This is a genomic window from Acetobacter sp. DmW_136, from assembly GCF_008690365.1.
In the GTDB taxonomy this organism is placed as follows: Bacteria; Pseudomonadota; Alphaproteobacteria; order Acetobacterales; family Acetobacteraceae; genus Acetobacter; species Acetobacter oryzifermentans.
In genome coordinates, this window is sequence record NZ_VHON01000070.1 from 166314 (window position 1) to 185517 (window position 19204).

Sequence of the window (19204 nt, forward strand, 5' to 3'; positions counted from 1 at the left end):
CAGAGCGAAACACAAATATCTATTTTTAGTTGGTATTTTTATATATCACACAAAAATAAAGTGAATATACCCGTGAGAATCTTATGCCAAAACCCCGCATGAACAATGCCCACACCGTATTGTTGGCACTTCATCCTCTTGCCAAAAGACGCAAATCTTTTTTGTGCGCCGGGGTCTCTGCTTGTAGCCTGCTTATTATGTCTGCATCCGTTCAGGCTGCAAACAGCGCCTCTGCGCCACAACCACTCGCAACAGCACATAATGTTGCGCCCAGAAAACCTGCCAGAGTAGCGCCCGCTACCCCCATCAAGCCAAGCCGCACGACAGAAAATATTGTCATCACAGGCCTAGCCAACACTGTACATGGCTACCAGCCCGGTGGAGGACTTATTCACAAACAGGATGGGGTAAAAGCCGTTAGCACGGTTGACCGCGATTTTATGGACAAGCAAGCGCCCATGGCGACAGCTTTTCAGCTCGCCTCCCTCCTGCCCGGCGCAAACGTTGCGACATCTGATCCCTTTGGTTTTTCGCCTAGCACGGACATCAGTGTGCGTGGCCTTGGTGGGGATTCCATCGGATATGTGCTCGAAGGTATGCCACTGAACGATGTGGCATACTCCAGCGGCTACCCCGGTCAATTTGCTGATAGCGAAAATTATCAGCAAATTGCTCTAGCCCAAGGTTCATCCAATCTAGACAGTCCGGTGCTTAACGCTGCGGGCGGGCTTATGCAGCTCAGTTTTCGTAATCCGACTAAAAAAGCCGGGGGTTTTGCCAGTGTCTCTTACGGCTCCTACAACACCAACCGTGAATTCATACGGATGGATACAGGAGATATTGCCCACACGGGCTTACGGGGTTTTGTCTCATACTCCCACGGCGCGACGGACAACTGGCGCGGCCCAGGACGTGACGAAAAACAACACGTTGATTTTAAATTTCTTAAGGAATGGGGGCAAGGCAACCATGCCAGCTTTCTCGGTTCCTTTAACAGCACTATTACCAGCTATTACCCTCAGGCCAGTATGGAAAGCTGGAAAAGCGATGGCATTGGAGGCGCTAACAATCTGCTAGCTCGTTACGATGCTTCCAACCAGAACAACGGAGCCAATTACTGGCGCCTATGGCGCCAGCCGGAACGAACACTTTATGCAGGGGCACCTGTCCATTTGCGTCTGACTGACCGCCTGACACTTGATAGCACACCCTACGCCCAGTTTGCTTATGGCAATGCTCCCGGAGGCACTATTCTGAGCGAGAGTGGCCTTTATCAGGGCACACAGACTTTGCCAGATACGCTGAATCTGCCTGGCGCACAGAATGAAGAAGCAGTTGTGCGAGCAAACTACACGCAACGCAGCTACCGCTCCGGGTTTACTGTTGCCTTGCACTATAAAAAGGCATGGAACGACTTTGTCTTCGGCTATTGGTACGACTACGGCGACGATAACGAACAGCAGCCTTTTACCACCGTGCAAACCAATGGCTCCTCAGCTGACATCTGGGCAAAAAACTCGAACAGCCAGATTCATCTTGCTAACGGTCAAAAGTTGCTAGGAGGCAGTTTTCATACCATTTCCCAAAGTAATGCACTGTTTGCAGGGGACCATATCTCACTCCTACATGACCGACTGCTCATAGATCTGGGCTTCAAAATTGTCATGCTCAACCGCTCTGGCACCAATAACGTGCCCGGCCCACAATATCGAGTTGGGTCCAATAGCATGGAACCACTGCCCAGACTGGGCCTGCGCTGGCATATTGATGATCATAACCAGATATTTTTCAATGCTACCACAAACTTCAGAGCGCCCGATCAAACTGCACTCTATAACGCTTATGATCCTTCTTCAGGCGGTCTTGTCACTGCGGGAAGCCATAATCTGCGTGACGAATACTCCATCTCGGAAGAGTTAGGCTACCGCCTATCCAATCGCTGGCTTGTAGGAAGCCTGACGCTCTTTAATTACAATTTTACAAATCGTCAGATTTCTACTCTTGCAGTCCAAAATGGCTCCATCATTACGACAACCATGAATGCAGGTGGACAGACATCGCGCGGGGTGGATGTAGAGGTCGGTTTAAAGCCGTGGCATCACTTTAGCCCCTATGTGTCGGGCGAGTACCTACATGCGACCATCGACAATAACATTAGCGCAGAAGGTGATATTCTGCCGACTAAGGGCCACACTGCTGTCCGCAGCCCATCACTGCAAGCCGCCATCGGCCTGAGTTATGATGATGGTCATCTCTTTGGTGTCGCAACAGTACACTATACCGGACACCAATATGCAACATTCATGAACGATGAGCGCATGCCAGACCACACGACTGGCGATCTGGCCATTGGGTATCGCTTTTCAGATCATTATCACCTGCACCAGCCCACAATACGCATGAACTTCATCAACATCACCAACGAGCATTATCTTTCCGGGGTAGCCAGCCCAACGCTGAACGCGCGGGATACCACAGGCATCCACGGCAACACCATCTCCGGCAGCGCCCCCAGCTACTACATTGGCAGCGGTTTTGCAGCACTTGCCACTATTTCCACAGGTTTTTAAGACATGTCACAGTCACATAATCTTTATTCAACATGCCTTGTACTGGAATATTTCCATCCATGGCCAAACTCGGCAGGCTTCTACCTTGCCCGACAGCAAAAATGGTATGAACAAAATGGACTGGACCTGCATATCACTGTGCCAGACCCGTGGCACGGTGATTCCCTTGAACACCTGCTACAGGCCCGTGCTGACTTTGCCGTTGCACCAGTCAACAGGCTTTTAGTCCGGCGTGATGGTGGGGAACCACTGCGGGCCATTGCCGCCATAAACCATAGTGCGCTGGAAACCATACAGACTCTTAAAAGTAAAAACATTAACCGCCCACGTGATCTGGCGGGACGGAAACTCGCCATGAACCCCACGCCTCGGGGGCTTGCCATGATCCGGCACCTTGTCTCTTCCGATGGTGGAGACCCTGATGCCGTCAAAATTGTAAACTCTCAATTCCGAGAGTTTCATCCTGAAGATTTACAAAATGACCTAGCAGACGCCAGCTTTGGAGGATACTGGGCATGGGAAGCACTGATGGACAGTTCCATTCCGCAGGAGGAGCGTCTTGTCTGGCCGTTGGCGCAACTGGGGGCACCTGCCTACCACAGCTATGTTCTATGCACCCGTGATGAGATAATCGAGACAACACCTGACAAAGTCCGATCATTTCTCAAGGCATCTGAAAAAGGGTTTCTGGCAGCAGCACAAAACCCGCTTTCTGCTCTTTCCGCCTATGAACTGGCAACACCATATTTTCCTACTGAACTACTCAGCCAGTCCCTTACAGCCATTGCACCAACATGGCTGCACAACGGAAAATGGGGAGAACTGCGCCCGGACGTTATGGAGGAATACACACATTGGCTGGCAAAAAACGCTATTGTGTCTGACAGGAATATCTGGCGTTCAGCGGTTATTGAACAAGATTTCCGTCACTCCGTGCAGGAACATTCATGAGCGGATATGCAATGGCAGCCCCATATACACATGGCATGGGTACCACCCGCAAAGAATCAGACTGGCCTGATATAAAAGACACAGAACTTGAGGAGGTTCTGCACCATTTTCCACGCGCGGGCACACTGCAAGCCATTCTGTGGCGCAGCCCACGCCCTTTTTCTGCGGCCGCCACAATAAGAACCGACCGTGGTATGCTTTTTGTCAAACGCCATGGGCATGCCCTGCGTACACCGCGCAATCTGGAAGAGGAACATGCCCTTATCGGGCACCTGAAGCAGCAGGATATTCCCGTTGCTTCTTTGCTAGAAACAACAAGCGGGAAAACAATGGTCCTCCACAATGGATGGACCTATGAAGTGCATGACATCGCCATCGGGCTGGACCTCTATCAGGACCGCACGTCATGGACCCCGTTTTTTAATACAGGTCACGCCTATGCTGCGGGCACCATGCTGGCACGGGTGCATAAAGCACTCAAGCATTACAACGCGCCCCCCCGCAGCACACATCTGCTTGTCTCCGACGACAGGCTGATCCGCCAGCCAGACCCCTTGCAGGCTCTTGGCGCAGATTTGCACCTTCGACCCGGACTGGCCAGCTTTCTGCACGAACGGAACTGGAAACACGATATTCAGACACACCTGCTTGCACCATACCATGCTAACGCGCATGCCATTTTGCACGCAGCCCCTCGGCTTTGGACACACGGAGACTGGCATGCCTCCAATCTGCTCTGGTCTGCTGCCGGATCAAACGGGACAGTCTCCTCAGTTCTAGACTTTGGTCTGGCGAGCAAAAGTTCCGCATTATTCGACCTCGCAACCGCCATAGAGCGTAATCTGATCTCCTGGCTGGATATGGAAAATGGCGTTGCCCCCACTGCAAATTTGGATCAACTGGAAGCATTACTTGCTGGTTATTCCAGCATAACGCCACTCAGCACTACAGATATACAAGCCTTGGCCGGTATACTCCCCATTGTGCACACTGACTTTGCACTCAGCGAAATAGACTATTTTGCCGGCCTTCTGAACGACAGACAAAATGCCGCTTTGGCTTACAATACCTACCTTCTGGGGCATGCCGACTGGTTTGCCTCACCGCAAGGACAACGCCTTATCAGGCACCTTCATACACTTGGCAGCAAGGCCGCATAACCAACATGGCACATTCCGTATCTCCCCTTATCAGCGTTGCTGAACTGTCCGAGCGCAGACAAGACCCTACGTTGGCTCTTTTTGATACCAGCGTAGTACTCCCCTCCCCCCGGTTTGACGGAGATTACCGGGTTGAATCTGGTCGAGCGCAATGGTGTGAAGGCCATATTCCCCGCGCGCAACATCTGGATCTGACGCACGACCTTGCCGATACATCCCAATCTTTCAGCTTTGCCCTTCCTCCCCTGGAAGAGCTGGCCATACGCTTTGCTGCACAGGGCATTACCCCACAGATCACACCCGTTTTATACGATAAAACCGATGGTTTCTGGGCTGCACGCCTCTGGTGGATGCTTCGCAGCGTTGGTGTTAACGCACGTATTCTGGATGGCGGATACAGAGCATGGCAAAATGCGGGGCAACCAATCGCCACAAAAAATAGCTTACCTCAACTGGACAATATCAACAGAAGGGTAAGGCCGCATGCCACTTTTACCCTCCAGCCCCAGCTTTGGTGCGACCGTCAACGCGTGCTACGTATTGCCGACGGAACGGAAAAGGGCACGCTTGTCTGCGCCTTATCCAAAAGCGTGTTCGATGGTACAACTCCAACCCGCTACAGCAGGCGCGGACATATTCCCCACAGTCTGAATTTACCTGCACGCAGCCTATTAAACGAGCAGGGTTTGTACAAAAGCGTTCCAGAGTTGCGGAGCATTCTTCAACCCTTGCTCACACACAAGGCCCTTCCTCTTGTTCTGTATTGCGGGGGCGGTATTTCTGCTGCCGTTGTCGCGGTCGCTCTCACACTTGTCGGGCATTTTGATACCACTCTTTATGATGGGTCATTACAGGAATGGTCGGCAAACCCTGAACTGCCACTGGTGACAAATCCAGCGTGAATTTACGCCCTCATCATCAAACGTGAGAAAAAAACGTGCCTTCTTTGGAAGCCGCAGCAGTTGCTATCAATATCACAGGGGTCTGGCTTACGGCCCGACGGAACATGATGTGCTGGCCGGTTGGCATGGTTGGGGTCATCCTCTACCTGCGCCAATTTTATCTCTGGCACCTTTATGGCGACATGCTGTTGCAAGCTATCTATTGCATCATTCTTGGATATGGTTGGTACTCATGGAGAACTCCCAAAAAAGCTCCAAAAAAACAAAACCATTTCCACTCACTCATACCCAGAAATCTCAGAACTCAGGTAGTGTTAACCGCGTGTATTGGTCTTCCCGTTGGATGGGGTTTTTCTCATTTCACGAATGATCCACAACCTTATATTGACTCAGTCTTGATGTGCTTAAGTCTTTTGGCTTCTTTATGGACAACACGAAAATATATGGAAAACTGGTATTTATGGATTTTTGTCGACTTTATATATGCGTGGCTTTTTTTATACCGCACAGATTTTTTAACAGCTAGTCTATATACTGTATTTTCCTTACTTGCGATGTACGGTGTCTTTACATGGAAGCGAGATATCAATACCCACTAAGTTTTCTGGCCAACATGAATATTCAAAACCTACCATTTTTAAATATCATAAGTTGAATCTCTCCTTTTTAGCATATTTATGCCCTTTCTTATTGAGAAAGTTACGCTTAGAAAGCCTGAATATCTCCCTACGTGGCTATTTAGACGTAAAAAAGCCATCCATGAAGGTGGCTTTTACCGTTTGGTATCAAAACTTGTACGTAGTTACGAGGGTAATCCCCCCACAAAAAGAGCGGTTTTTGAATGAGAATTTTCTCAGCGTATAGAATGAGGAGATTCTGAAGGAGGCTTTGGGGAACAAATGAAGCAGCCAGCCCAGCGCCAGAAACTGGCCGCACAGGCTGTGGCACATCACGGGGCAGCATTGCACTGACCAGTCGGATTTTTGAGATATCCGAGACCTGCTTTCGCTATCGTCCAAGACTGGCAGAGGAGAATGACAGGATTGCCGATCTGCTGACGGGACTGACACAGGCTCATAGGAGATGGGGATTTGGTCTGTGTTTCCTGTATCTGCACAATGTGCAGGGACATCTCTGGAACCATAAGCGGGTTTATCGGATTTATCGGGATCTGGAATTCAACCTGCGGATTAAACTGCGTAGGCGCCTTGTTCGCGAAAAGCCTGAAAAGCAATCGGCGGTCCCAGATATTCCAAACAGGGCCTGGTCCATGGATTTCATGGCGGACTGTCTGATGGATGAACCTGCTTTTCGGCTCCTGAACATCCTGAATGACTTCAATCGTGAAAGATTGGTGATTGAGGTTGATTTTTCTTTGCCGACCTATCGGATGGTCCGCTGCATGGAACAGGTTATGGAGTGGCGCGGTAGGCCAGAGGCTATCAGAATGGACAATGGCCCTGAATATGTCAGTTATACGTTGGTTTCATGGGCCGAAAAATAGGGAATTAACCTGATCTATACGCAACCTAACAACCCACAGCAGAACGCCTATATCGAAAGCTACAAAAGAACTGTCCGGCGGGAACGCCTAGAGCAGTCTTTGTTTGAAAGCATTCAGAATGTGCAGGAGGCCGCAACACAATGGCTCTGGAGGCAAAACTGGCTAACCCGTCGTCAGACGACTGCTGCCATCTTCCAGTATATCTATGGTTTCTACAATCCACGTCGACGCCATTCATATCTGGACGGCATTAGCATTTCCTAGCCGACATAAAACCGGCACAAGTCCAGTTTTTCGCCCCCCCACCTTGACCGTATTAACCAGAAGGTTCCTGATACCGATTGTCTGCTTACGCAACAAGCGAGGCAGACAATCTATTGCTTTATCGCATATGATTGTTTTGCAGGTACTGCGTACCTTTCCAACCGAGCAAAATGCTCACAACCAGAAGCCATGCTTTCCAACCGTCCAGGCCGAGCAGAACAAGAGCCGGGCCGGGGCAAACGCCAGTCAGTCCCCAGCCAACACCAAACAGGATGGCACCTGCCACAAGCGGCGCATCTGGCGGCCAGCGCTTCGGCCAAAGTAGCGCATCATCAGAAGGCCGCCCCGTAAGCTGCCTGTGCCGAAGCCACCAGAAACCGGGAAGCGTGATAGCAACAGCACCTCCCATGACAAAAGCCAGAAGAGAGTTCCACGCGCCTGTCACGTCCAGAAAGCCCAACACATTGGCAGGATCTGCCATCCCTGAAACCATCAGGCCAAGAGAAAAAATAAAGCCACAGAACGCGGCCGCCACAGTCTTCATGAAAGCCAGCTCCTGTTGTGCTGAAGAAAGACAACAAACCCGGCTGTTCCCATAAAAACCAGAACCGCAATCAAAGAACGCCCGGACAGATTTCCCAACCCACACACGCCATGACCACTGGTACACCCATTGGCCAGTCTGGTTCCTGCTCCTGTCAGCAGCCCCGCAACCAGCAAACGTTCCCATCCCAACTGGCTGAAACTTGCTGGTACCAAAACACCCATACCGCGCATGACAACCGCTGCACCAACCACACCAGCGAGAAACGCCCACCGCCAGCTCCCTGCGGAGCACGAGGAGGCATGACCCAGAATACCACTGACGCCAAGAATATGCCCTGTTGCGGCCTTCAAAAAAACGGCGGCACTCCCTATCAGAAGACCGCCGCCCAGTGCAGTCAGAACTGCAAGTGTCATGTCAGTGCCTTATCAGTGACCTGAGCGAAGAGACCAGAGCATCCACATCCTCAAAACTGTTGTAAAGACCGAAGGATGCCCGAACCGTCGCCTCCACACCGAAACGCCGAAGCGCTGGTTGCGCGCAGTGATGACCGGAACGTGCGGCAATACCATAACCATCCAGATATTTTGCCACGTCCGTAACATCATGCCCTTCGACAACAAAAGACAAAACACTTGCCTTGGCCGCTGCCGTGCCGATAATCCTGACACCCGGTAGGCGCTCAAATTCAGAAGTGGCATACTCAAGCAAAGCATGTTCATGTGCTGCAATGACTGGCAGACCTATCTTCTCCAGATAATCTACCGCAGCTCCCAGACCAACAGCCCCGGCTATGTCCGGCGTGCCCGCCTCAAATTTCTCGGGCAGTCCCTGAAACTCCGTATGAGTAAACGTGACATCCCGTATCATATGCCCACCACCCTGCCAGGGCGGCATGGCCTCAAGGAGTGCACGTTTACCATACAGAATACCAATCCCGGTCGGACCGTACACTTTGTGACCAGACAGCACCAGAAAGTCTGCATCCAGAGCCGCAACATTCAGCGGCAAATGGGGGGAGGATTGCGCAGCATCCACCAGAACAGGCACACCATATGCATGCGCTAAGGGAATAATCTGCTCAATCGGATTAATCGTACCCAGCGCATTGGCAACATGCGTCACCGCAACAATTTTCGTTCGCCCGGATAGAAGGGCTGCAAACTGTTCAAGCAGTAGCTCACCTTTATCATTCACCGGAGCAATCCGTAAGACGGCTCCTGTCTGTTTGGCCAGCAATTGCCATGGCACAATGTTAGCATGATGCTCAATTGTGGTGATCAGAATTTCATCACCATTACCAATATTGGCACGGCCGTAGCTTTGCGCTACCAGATTGATAGCTTCCGTTGTGCCTCTAACAAAAACAATCTCCGCAGCCTCGCGCGCACCAATAAAACGCCGGAGCTTTTCCCGTGCTCCTTCAAACGCATCTGTGGCGCGCGCTGCGAGAGTATGCGCTGCACGATGGATATTTGAATTATCACGCTCATAAAAATGAGAGGTCGCATCAATCACAGCGCGTGGCTTTTGCGTTGTCGCGGCATTATCCAGCCAGATCAGCTTATGTCCGTTGACCGACTGATTGAGAATAGGAAAATCATTCTTAATCTGCCGGATATCATATGCGGACAGTATTTTTCCCGTAATATGTGATTTATCCTGCAAAAAATAAGGCTTGGCTGAACCCTCTTCTGGCAGATGCATTACAGAAGGCCGGACTGGCAGCGAGAATGCTCCAGAGAAAAACGGTGAAACAGCTTTTTCGGAAAGAGCGCCAAACTGAGTGTCTGGCGACGCGGGGGCTGTCACTGGCGTTCTTGACCATACAGGTTCGTAACCAGACACATCCGCTCCTGACGCAAATGCTGGTGCCGTAAGCTGCTGGTGGCCAAAGGGAGCAGCGCCAGCCACCCCCTCGTTCAGAACATCCTGAAAGGCACGAACAAGAAGAGTCTGATGCGCCGTGATGGGTGGCGCATCGCTAACATCAGGGGGCGTAGTCATAGTAATTTCCAATCAGCACGTTATCGAGCCGGGCAATGGCATCTTCAACCAGAACAGCAGCGGAAAAGTAGCGTGTGATCAGATGAGATGCGACCGAGAACTGGTCCGTTCCGCTGTAGCGCACAGAAAGGCCCGGCTCGACCTCGCCTGTAATGCCAGTATTATGCAACCCGATGACACCCTGCTCTTCCTCACCGACCCGAAGCAACAGAATGCTGGTTTCCCCAAATTCAGAAACCGGAATTTTGTCTGACGGAACAAGAGGAATGCCACGCCATGTTAGAAAAGGTGAACCAAAAAGGGTGACTGTTGGCGGCGGAACGCCTCGACGTGTTGCCTCACGGCCAAAGGCCGCAATGGCTTTGGGATGTGCCAAGAAAAAACCAGGTTTTTTCCAAACTTTGGTAAGAAGCTCATCCAGATCATCCGGTGTCGGCGGGCCATTTCGCGTTGGAAGACGTTGGGCAATCGCAGTCTCTCGCAGCAAGCCGAATTCAGGATTGTTTAGAAGCTCCCACTCTTCACGCTCCCGAATGACATCTATAACCACCCTAACCTGCTCACGCAGCTGATCGAACTCGTTGCTATAAAGATCGGTAATACGCGTATGGGTGCGCAGGACAGTTTGCAGGGAATGCAGATAATATTCGCGCGGATGATCCTGATAATCCACGAACGTTGTAGGCAATTTGGGCTCACCATCAACACTGGAAAGAACCTGAATGGCTGACTCTCCATATTTATTTACACCTGCGCTCGCCCTCCCTTCCCGATTGATTTGCTCAAATGCATCAGTTAACCAAGGGTATTTCTCTGCCAGAGTAGGTGACAGCGTAACAACCGTCGTATCTCCCGTAGCAATAAGCGGACCATAGTGTGTATTATGCTGCACAATACCGCTTTGACCGGCAGTCAAAAACAGATTCCTGACTTGTCGTCCCTCTGGTGTAGTCGCTTTCTGTTGAACCTGCCCATTCACGACAATCAGAAGACTGCCATCCTCAATCGAAAACTCTTTACCAGCAGACAGCTTCTGAGACTTGAATGCTTTACTGATAACCTGAATATCTTCCAGATCCTGACCTGAAAAACCTGGAAAAAAAGACAGACTTTCAGAAGTAGGAGCAATACTATTTCCCTGCCCCGAAAAAACCACACCGGCAAATCGCGATGAAATGATGCGACGCCTGTTAACACGAAAAACACCGCCCCCAACATTAACCCATGGCAAAAGCCGGTGTAACCAACGAGGCGTACGTTCCAGATTCTGAACGCGGGTAACATGTGCTGTTGAAAGCTGCCTTGCGGACAAATTACGATCAAGCGCAGACGCGCCTGAATATGTAGGCTGAATGTCAGTCATGAACAAATATATCCTGTAATTTTTAATACTATAAAGAACACGCTTATTTATTTTTATAGATATCTAACAACATCGTATTTGTGGACGAACAGGATGAACCATTTTTTCGCTCCAGAATATTACCTGGTATACCTAAATTAGGAAACCGTAACTCTGACCGTAACACCCTTACACCAAACGTCAATAAAAAACGTATACAAAAGTGAATTTAATATATCACGTTTTTTATTGTTATTATATGTAGTCAATAGGAGGAAGAGATAGATCGAATGTCAGTCCGGGCAAATGAGTATGCTGTCCTACCACCTGTGCTGGGTTACCAAAGACACACGTGAAGGGTGAAACATTTTTCACAACAACTGACCCACTTCCTATTTTTGCACCTTGTCCGATTTCAATATCACCAAGTATTATACTGCCCGGTCCTATTATTGAACCTTGCCGGACAGTTGGGTGGCGCTTCCCTGTCTCTTTTCCAGTACCTCCCAGTGTTATGCCCTGAAAGAGCACAACATCATTTTCGACAATAGTTGTTTCGCCAATCACAATTCCTGTTCCATGGTCGAGAATAAGACGTTCACCCAAAACAGCGGCTGGATGGATATCAATGTTCCATCGCTCCGAAATCAGGCTTTGAAAAAACCTGGCTGCCGTTAACCTATTTTCTTCCCACAAACCATGTGCAACACGGTAACATTGTAGAGCATGATATCCTTTAAATTCTAAAAAAGCCGTTCCATAATCATGCATTGCAGGATTCCGATTATATAAAGCTGTTAGATCAGAACACGCAGCAGTAACAAGATGCGGACACACCATATAAAACTCCTGAAAAAAACTATAAAGACGCAAAATCTCTTCTTTTTCTAACGATAATTTTTCTGACAAACATAATGACAGAACCATAGAAAATTTTTCTTCTGGATTTATATTTTCGCCACCACTTCTTTCCAGTAAATCCTTCAGAAGTGGATTAGGATCTACTTTCAGGATATCCCATACAGTCTGAGGGGCAATTTTTCCGGCTGCGTTGATAGCTGACAATAAATGTTCTTTGTCCGTTGTTTGTTCACGAGACACATAAATCTGATCACCCATTGTGAGTCATTACTTTCGAAACCGTTTTTAAAGACTATTTTCTGGAAATGATTTCTCAGATCATACACTCAGGTAAAAAACGGATCATCCATTTAAAAATATGCAGAATACTGTGCTTTACTCTGGATACAACACAAAGCGATATAGCCATAGTGAAAATCACCTCATTAAGAACTATACTTTGAAAGTTATAATAATATAGTGTTATATTTTAATATATAATTCTTCTTTAATATCATTGATCTACATGTCACCGACACAAGGAAAGAGCCTATAGAAGATGAATTTTACAAAAAATCATCATAATCCACTTATTGCAGTGTTTTTTTATGGGGTTACCGTAAACCTGTTTTTTCTATTAAAACGGTCTGCGTCAGCCGATCCAAAAACATCAAACCATCTGACCAGCACCCAAGATGACTCTGATTGCCGATATGCCCCTTACGACCTGCATCAACAAAAGAAGCATTCCAGTGCTTGGCAAACATGCGAGCTCGCGTGACACTCAACCATGGATCATTACGGCTACCAACAACCAGGGCCGGAAAAGGTAACGGTGAGATCGGTACCGGACTAAAAGCTGCAACACGAGAAATATCCTGTGTAGGCCCATTCTCGACATCAGCAGGCGCAACCAACAAAGCCCCGGCGACGGTATCTGGTAAAAGCCCTTGTTCAACAGCATGGGCAATCAGAATGCATCCCAGACTATGACCCACAAGCAAAACCGGCTTCCTACTCTTTTCAACCGTAGAAACTAGAGTCATAATCCAACGGTTATAATGAGGCGTCGACCAGATTTTTTGATTAACTCTCCTGATAGAAATTCCTTTAGCCTGAAAGAAATTCTGCCACATTGACTGCCAATGATGACGGGCAGAACCATCTAAACCTGGCACGACAACAAGCTCAAATGCGGTGAGAGACGCGGAAAGATGCCGAACAATATTATCAGGCACTCTGTCATCACTCCCGACTTGGCTCTGTAAAGATGGGGCTCTTTGCTTCACCAAGTTCTGTCGCAAAAATGGCGACTGTGACACAGCTTTACTTTTGACTGCAGAATGCATGGTTCTTGCGTATTTTGCTTCAGACGTCCGCTTGATAACATTGTGTCGCACTCTGATAATCCCCTTTTGACCAGTCTATTTGTGCTTGTTTTATGAAAATTTCACTAACCGTAGATACGGTCTGAGAGTCTTCCATCCCTGAGGAAAAAGCGTTTTCGCCTGCTCATCACTAATGGAGCGAGCAATGATCACGTCCTCCCTAGGCCGCATGATCTTTCAGCCCGTCAACAGACAAGCCCAACACCTTGGTATTTCGTTTAGCCCATTCGGACGCAAGATGGGCGACCGCACCAAGCTCCGTTGTGCAGACGGAGATAAAATCTTTCGGATGGCTGAACAGGATGCCCCAGGCAGTCCCGATCCATGAATGAAAGTGGATTACTCCCTGCGTGCTATCCTGCACGAAATCAGGCGCAATCTGGCCAAGCTGGAGCATCATAAGTTCACCTCAGAATCACATAATGAAATCAGATATAAAAAATAAGCACATATTTTTATCGTTGTAAAAATTATAATTCATTATTTTTTAGTGGAATAGATTTACCTAGCAATCGAAAGCATAGAAAGCAAGAAATCCCACTTCATGGAAAAACACTGTCGCTCAGGAAATTGCTTTGGCCCGCTTTAACCACAGGGGCCCTTCTTGCCATTATAGGGGCGACATTATTTTTGCCTCCGCACGAAACTCGGGGCGTGCTTTTTGCTCTTTCTGACACCACCGCCAGCTTGTTTCAATACGACCTGACACCGCACCCAATGGAAGTGGCATCAGGGTGAAAAACTTTCATTTAAATATTACTGCAACAGGTCAGGCAGAATTGGGACGTGACATATTTTGCACATGGCCAGAGGACAAAGGTTTACTCCGGATTGACAACATCATAGTAAAATTGGGTTAAAATTTAGATGCTCCACCGAAAATCTTGTCGCTTAAATTTACACGTGAATTATAGGTTACCCATTTCACGAAATTATTAACTCAACTCAATTTTCACAGTTTTTTTTAAGGTCAATTCAATGCCTGTTCTATTCAAACGACAGGCTCTTTCAGGGGGCGTCTGTTTCAGCCCTCTCTATTAGGCTGTCAGGTTGTGAGACGTTATTGGGATGATGTAACGTGTGCAATACCGCGTTACGCTCTATGGTTTTCTTCCGTCTGCAGGGAGAATGAATGATGCTTCAGATCCATCCTTAGGCACGCACGACACCGGCCATCCGGGCAGACATAGCGCGTTCGTTAGAACCGACATCCGTGCTCGCCGAATGCTATGGGATCAGCAATGAAACTGTTCGCAAGTGGCGCAGGCGTGATTCAGACGCCTGCCAGAACCGCAGCAGCCGTCCATGGAAACTGGCCTGGAAAGCCTCGAAGGAAGAGCGTGCCATTATCTGTTAGCTTCGGCGTGCGACCGGTTTCGGTCTGGATGATCTGACCTTCGTCGCGAGGCATTTCCTGCCACATCTGAAACGGGACAATATCTGGCGTATTCTGAAAGATACCGGACTGAACAGGTTACCTCTTGCGCAAAAAGCCGAACCTGTGCGTGGACAGGGAAAGTTCCGGGATTACTTACGATCCTGGTTATGTCCATATCGATGTGAAACATCTGCCTAAATTGCAGACAGCAGATGGAGAACGGTGGAAACGTTTTCTCTATGTCGCCATTGTCTATGTCGCCATTGATAGATGCTCTCGCTCGATCCATCTGGCCGTCTATGACGCGGAGAATACCGATAATTCCGTCGATTTCCTCAAAGCTGCCAAAACCGCCTTTCTTTCCGAATCATCCATATTCTGACCGATCGTGGTTCCTGCTTTACAGCAAAGGTTTTCGAAAACGCCTGTCATGATACGGGAATCGACCGACGCCGGACCAAAGCTTACTCCCTTCAGACCAATGGAATGGTCGAACGCTTCAGTGGCCGTGTCGCGACAGAGGTGTTGCCGATCTGTGTCTCAAACCATAAGGATCTGAAAATTCTACTCAGAGGCTTCTGTTCCGCTTACAATCATCGTCCACAGCGTGTTCTGGGCGACATAACTCCCGCACAGCGCATCACGTCGTTGCTTGAAAAACATCCCGCAGCCCGTAATCCTGATTACGTCAAACCAGCCCATCGTGACCTCATAAAACAAATCGATAAAATCATCGATTATCCCAAGGATGTATCACAACCTGACACCTAGAAGTGCTTTGTGATGGCACAGACGCACTGGTCGTCCGGCTTGCCCACAGCATTGCGGAAGGAACATTCACCTGATCGCCCTGTCGGTCGAACCTCTTCCCTTCATCCCCCGCACACCCTGTGGGCTCGTAACGTGAGGCTTAACCCCGACGGTCTGGCGACCGATGTCATAGCAACACCTAAAAATTTACAGTTCGGGAAAACACTTCAAACTGATCGCCAAGCTCGCTCAGACGAGCCAGCCGCTCTTTATATAATTACGGAATAATACATTATTTATCATTTATTAATATCTAAATCACGTTCGATATGACATCTTAATGTCTCCATTAAATTATATGCCCCTTGAATATCATCAATACTCATTTCTTCCGCCAAAGCATTCACGCGTGGCGTGTAAACCCCAATTGCGGCATCATAAATCTCACGTCCCTTTTCCGTAAGAACGACAAGATGTGCCCGTCTGTGGTGAGGATTGGGGGCAAAAACAACCAACCCTTCATGATGCAGATCATTAACAATCCTTTGCACATTCTGGCGATTAGCTCCGAGATCGCGCGCAAGCCATGCAACCGGCTGGGACCGCTCTGCATGAACGATAGCCCCCAAAATCTGCCATCGGGCGCTGGTCAGACCGAAAGAGGAAACCAGACGGTCTCCCCAGAGCAGAAGCAGGTTATTCGTCCTGAAAACTGTCAGAATCAGATCCGTCAAAGCCTGACCTTTCGGATCAGCGGGAACTTCCGGCATTTGTCATCATCCTTTTTTATTGGCATCATGATGTCATATAGACATATACTTCAGACGTAGCGAACTGTCGCTATGCAATCAACATGGATGGTGTCCAAAATGTCTCACAGAAAGCCGCTGGACGACAATTTCCCAATTGAGCGCCAACTTGAGATCAAGGCGGCTCCGGTTGTCCTGATCAATCTGTTCACCCTCGATGCAGCGGACGAAGAGCGGTTTCTCGAAGTCTGGAAAGACGATGCCGGTTTCATGAAACGCCAGCCCGGATTTATTTCGACCCAGTTGCACCGTGCCCTGGGTGAGAGCCCGACATACCTGAACTATGCTGTCTGGGAATCAAATGAGGCGTTTCGCGCCGCCTTCACGCATCCTGAGTTCCGCTCGAAGCTGAAGGCCTATCCGTCCTCCGCCATTGCAAGACCGCATCTGTTCCAGAAGGTGGGCGTCGCAGGTATCTGCACAGCCTGATCCTCTGGTTCGTGGCAATCGGATGCAGGGAAGCATGTCATGAGACTTTTATGCCGCATGCTGGCCATTATCGGCCCCGCCATGTTTGCAGGCGTCATGCTTGCAATCGGGGTCATTCTCGGAAATTACTGGAAAAACCTCCCTCCCGAGCAATTCCTGGCATGGTTTGCTCACAATGGGGGATACATTCAGAAAGCCATTCCGCCTGTCGTCCTTCCAACTCTTATCGGGCTGGCGAGCATGATCTGGATTGACCGCGCCGATCCCGTCAACCGGCTTCTCTGGACAAGTGCCGCCGTCTGCATCGCCGCTGTTATCTTCCTGACAATCGGCTGGTTCGTGCCTGCCAATACGGGCTTCTCCACCGGAAGCCTCCCTCTGGATCAGGTATCAGGGCAACTCGATACCTGGCTTCGTCTTCACAATATCCGCATCGCACTGGCCGTTGCCGCATCGGCGCTCGGCGTGTGGGCGTGCAACCGGTAGAGAGCCTCATCATGCCGAGACTGATTCATCCCCTTGCCGGAGTGGTGGCGCTTCTGACCATCGCAACCTTCTGGCTTTCTACGGTCATCTCCGAGCTTTTTCTGTCCCGGGATATTGTGATCGCTGTCAAGATAACGATCCCATGGGGATTTCTTTTGCTTGTCCCGGCACTCGCCGCAACAGGAGGTTCGGGCGTCTTTCTATCGCAAGGGCAGCGCACCGGGCTGCTTGGTACAAAACTCAGGCGCATGCCCTTCATTGCCGCACGGTATCCTAATCCTTATTCCGTCGGCCCTGTTCCTCGCCGCGAGAGCCCGGGCAGGCCTGTTTGATGCATCATTCTATGGTGTGCAGGCTCTGGAACTTCTTGCAGGTGCGACGAATATCACGCTGCTTGGTCTGAATTTCCGTGATGGCCTGAAACTGACTCAATGGCGTCGTAAAAACCGTCTGAAACCAGCACAACGCTACCGGACCATTCTTGAGAAGAAAGAGGACGTTGCCGATGGCACGGTCGCATTCTTCCTGAAAAAACCGGAAGGATTTACTTTTACCGCAGGTTAGGCCGTCTACGTCACCCTGCCTGAACTGCATAAATCGGACAGTACAGGACGCATTCGGACCTTCTCACTTGCTGGGGCTCCGACGGACAGCACTCTGCTTGTGGCCACACGCCTACGCGATAGTGCTTTCAAACACTGTCTTGCCGGTCTGCCGGAAGGATCCGTTATTGATATTGAAGGCCCTTACGGCGATCTTGCAGTGACGCAGGACACGAGACCTGTGGTTTTCATCGCGGGTGGCATCGGGATCGGGATCACGCCATTCCGGAGCATGATTCTGGACTCAATACAGCGTGGCCTGACGCGCTACATGACGCTGTTTTACAGCAACCGTGATGAACGCGAGGCAGCCTTCCTGTCGGAGTTACAACAGCTTTCCGCAGCACATCCGCACTTCAGGCTTGTCGCCACCATGACTCGCCAGCCCGACTGGCAGGGAGAGCAGGGTTACGTCACGCAGGCGATGCTTTCCCGTCATCTGGACGACCTGACCGGAGCGGTTTTCTATCTTGCAGGCCCCCCCAGTCATGGTGGCTGCGATGCAAACGCTATTGAAGCAGGCTGACGTTCATCCGACACAGATACATGCAGAATCCTTCACAGGGTATTGAAGCACGCACGCTTTCTGGAGAAACATTCCCGAAGCAGGTCATAAAGGGCTACTTCCCGACATATTTCTCCAGAAAGGCCGGAATAAGGGGATTATCCTCCTGCAGGGATCCGTTTGATGGAAGCTGTTGAGTATTCCAGCCGCTCCAAGATCGACGATCAGTTTCACACTTGCCACCAAACGGCTTTCCTGAATTTGCAGCGCTGTCTCCTGATTACTGAGCGCAGTCTTCTGGCTGGTCAGAAAAGCCTTTTTAAGCTCAGGATCTATTAATTTATTGAACTGAGCGAACGTTTGTGATTCACAGGCTTACCGATGGAGGGCGGGCCTGTGAGTGATGTGTTTATACTGTCTGAGAGCTAGATGAAGCGGATTGAGCCGTTGTTTCCTCTGGCGCACAGAGTGCCACACGTGGATGATCAGCGTATTCTGAGCGCGATCGTTTATGTAATTCGTAACGGTCTTCAGTGGAAAGATGCTCCGAAAGCGTATCGTCCGCACAAGACTCCGCACACCAGTTTGTATAATCGCTTTATCCGGTGGAGCCGCCTGAGTGTTTTGACTGGATCTCTTTGTCACCCTGACACAACACTCTGACCGTTCGAAGCGTCTGATGATCGACGCGGAAATCTCACAGAAGGGTTGTGCATCGGGTTAGATTATGAAAAAGTCTGTTTTGCACAAAAGAATTTTTCATAAGCAATAAA

At 49.6% G+C, this 19204-nt stretch carries 18 protein-coding genes and 3 pseudogenes; 13 read left to right on the forward strand and 8 right to left on the reverse strand.

Annotated elements, in window-relative coordinates:
- Window positions 1–197 precede the first annotated feature (197 nt).
- From FKW31_RS15220 to FKW31_RS16525, 6 genes and pseudogenes are all read left to right on the forward strand, one after another.
- On the forward strand, window positions 198–2570 hold the full coding sequence (locus FKW31_RS15220) for a TonB-dependent receptor (RefSeq protein WP_150178984.1): 2373 nt from the start codon (window positions 198–200) through the stop codon (window positions 2568–2570).
- A gap of 3 nt (window positions 2571–2573) precedes the next feature.
- Window positions 2574–3521, forward strand: a complete 948-nt coding sequence (locus tag FKW31_RS15225; RefSeq protein WP_150178985.1) for an ABC transporter substrate-binding protein — start codon at window positions 2574–2576, stop codon at window positions 3519–3521.
- Window positions 3518–4681 carry a phosphotransferase enzyme family protein gene (locus FKW31_RS15230; protein WP_166443426.1) on the forward strand — a complete coding sequence of 388 codons (1164 nt, stop codon included), beginning with the start codon at window positions 3518–3520 and terminating at the stop codon, window positions 4679–4681. The genes FKW31_RS15225 and FKW31_RS15230 overlap by 4 nt, the downstream gene beginning before the upstream one ends.
- A gap of 5 nt (window positions 4682–4686) precedes the next feature.
- Window positions 4687–5583, forward strand: a complete 897-nt coding sequence (locus FKW31_RS15235; RefSeq protein ID WP_150178986.1) for a sulfurtransferase — start codon at window positions 4687–4689, stop codon at window positions 5581–5583.
- Window positions 5584–5618: 35 nt separating this feature from the next.
- On the forward strand, window positions 5619–6182 hold the full coding sequence (pnuC, locus tag FKW31_RS15240) for a nicotinamide riboside transporter PnuC (protein WP_150178987.1): 564 nt from the start codon (window positions 5619–5621) through the stop codon (window positions 6180–6182).
- A 271-nt stretch (window positions 6183–6453) separates the two neighbouring features.
- A pseudogene (locus FKW31_RS16525) lies at window positions 6454–7351 on the forward strand (IS3 family transposase); the annotation flags it as partial.
- Between the two features lie 118 nt (window positions 7352–7469).
- On the opposite strand, the gene FKW31_RS15260 reads toward FKW31_RS16525, so the two are convergent.
- The 7 genes from FKW31_RS15260 to FKW31_RS15290 form a co-directional block, all read right to left on the reverse strand.
- Window positions 7470–7895 (reverse strand): DUF6691 family protein, encoded by a 426-nt coding sequence (locus FKW31_RS15260; protein ID WP_150178989.1) that lies wholly within the window; start codon window positions 7893–7895, stop codon window positions 7470–7472.
- Window positions 7892–8311 carry a YeeE/YedE family protein gene (locus tag FKW31_RS15265; protein WP_089179420.1) on the reverse strand — a complete coding sequence of 140 codons (420 nt, stop codon included), beginning with the start codon at window positions 8309–8311 and terminating at the stop codon, window positions 7892–7894. The genes FKW31_RS15260 and FKW31_RS15265 overlap by 4 nt, the downstream gene beginning before the upstream one ends.
- Window position 8312: 1 nt before the next feature.
- A complete protein-coding gene (locus tag FKW31_RS15270) occupies window positions 8313–9902 on the reverse strand; it encodes a cysteine desulfurase (protein WP_150178990.1) in 1590 nt (529 codons plus the stop codon).
- Entirely contained in the window at window positions 9886–11265 is a 1380-nt protein-coding gene (locus FKW31_RS15275) for a family 2B encapsulin nanocompartment shell protein (RefSeq protein ID WP_150178991.1), read from the reverse strand. Before FKW31_RS15275 ends, FKW31_RS15270 begins: the two co-directional genes overlap by 17 nt.
- A gap of 234 nt (window positions 11266–11499) precedes the next feature.
- Window positions 11500–12363 carry a serine O-acetyltransferase EpsC gene (gene epsC, locus FKW31_RS15280; RefSeq protein ID WP_150178992.1) on the reverse strand — a complete coding sequence of 288 codons (864 nt, stop codon included), beginning with the start codon at window positions 12361–12363 and terminating at the stop codon, window positions 11500–11502.
- A gap of 335 nt (window positions 12364–12698) precedes the next feature.
- Window positions 12699–13322, reverse strand: coding sequence for an alpha/beta hydrolase (locus FKW31_RS15285; protein WP_166443427.1), 624 nt, complete (start codon window positions 13320–13322; stop codon window positions 12699–12701).
- A 310-nt stretch (window positions 13323–13632) separates the two neighbouring features.
- Window positions 13633–13872 carry a redoxin domain-containing protein gene (locus tag FKW31_RS15290; protein ID WP_370513072.1) on the reverse strand — a complete coding sequence of 80 codons (240 nt, stop codon included), beginning with the start codon at window positions 13870–13872 and terminating at the stop codon, window positions 13633–13635.
- Between the two features lie 774 nt (window positions 13873–14646).
- Here FKW31_RS15290 and FKW31_RS15295 point away from each other — a divergent pair.
- Window positions 14647–15621: pseudogene (locus FKW31_RS15295) on the forward strand (DDE-type integrase/transposase/recombinase).
- A 278-nt stretch (window positions 15622–15899) separates the two neighbouring features.
- Here FKW31_RS15295 and FKW31_RS15300 read toward each other — a convergent pair.
- Complete coding sequence (locus FKW31_RS15300) at window positions 15900–16370, reverse strand: MarR family winged helix-turn-helix transcriptional regulator (protein WP_089179425.1); 471 nt, start codon at window positions 16368–16370, stop codon at window positions 15900–15902.
- Between the two features lie 99 nt (window positions 16371–16469).
- Here FKW31_RS15300 and FKW31_RS15305 point away from each other — a divergent pair, with 99 nt between their 5' ends.
- The 6 genes and pseudogenes from FKW31_RS15305 to FKW31_RS15320 all read left to right on the forward strand — a co-directional run.
- On the forward strand, window positions 16470–16838 hold the full coding sequence (locus tag FKW31_RS15305; protein WP_089179950.1) for an antibiotic biosynthesis monooxygenase: 369 nt from the start codon (window positions 16470–16472) through the stop codon (window positions 16836–16838).
- A 57-nt stretch (window positions 16839–16895) separates the two neighbouring features.
- The gene (locus tag FKW31_RS15310) at window positions 16896–17324 is read left to right on the forward strand and encodes a DUF1772 domain-containing protein (protein ID WP_193562092.1); all 429 of its coding nucleotides are present in this window, start codon (window positions 16896–16898) and stop codon (window positions 17322–17324) included.
- Between the two features lie 11 nt (window positions 17325–17335).
- A complete protein-coding gene (locus FKW31_RS16125) occupies window positions 17336–17656 on the forward strand; it encodes a hypothetical protein (RefSeq protein ID WP_166443423.1) in 321 nt (106 codons plus the stop codon).
- Window positions 17657–17672: 16 nt separating this feature from the next.
- Window positions 17673–17888 carry a hypothetical protein gene (locus FKW31_RS16530; protein ID WP_238332876.1) on the forward strand — a complete coding sequence of 72 codons (216 nt, stop codon included), beginning with the start codon at window positions 17673–17675 and terminating at the stop codon, window positions 17886–17888.
- A gap of 99 nt (window positions 17889–17987) precedes the next feature.
- The gene (locus FKW31_RS16210) at window positions 17988–18452 is read left to right on the forward strand and encodes an FAD-dependent oxidoreductase (RefSeq protein WP_202878735.1); all 465 of its coding nucleotides are present in this window, start codon (window positions 17988–17990) and stop codon (window positions 18450–18452) included.
- Between the two features lie 408 nt (window positions 18453–18860).
- Window positions 18861–19055: pseudogene (locus FKW31_RS15320) on the forward strand (transposase); the annotation flags it as partial.
- Between the last annotated feature and the right edge of the window lie 149 nt (window positions 19056–19204).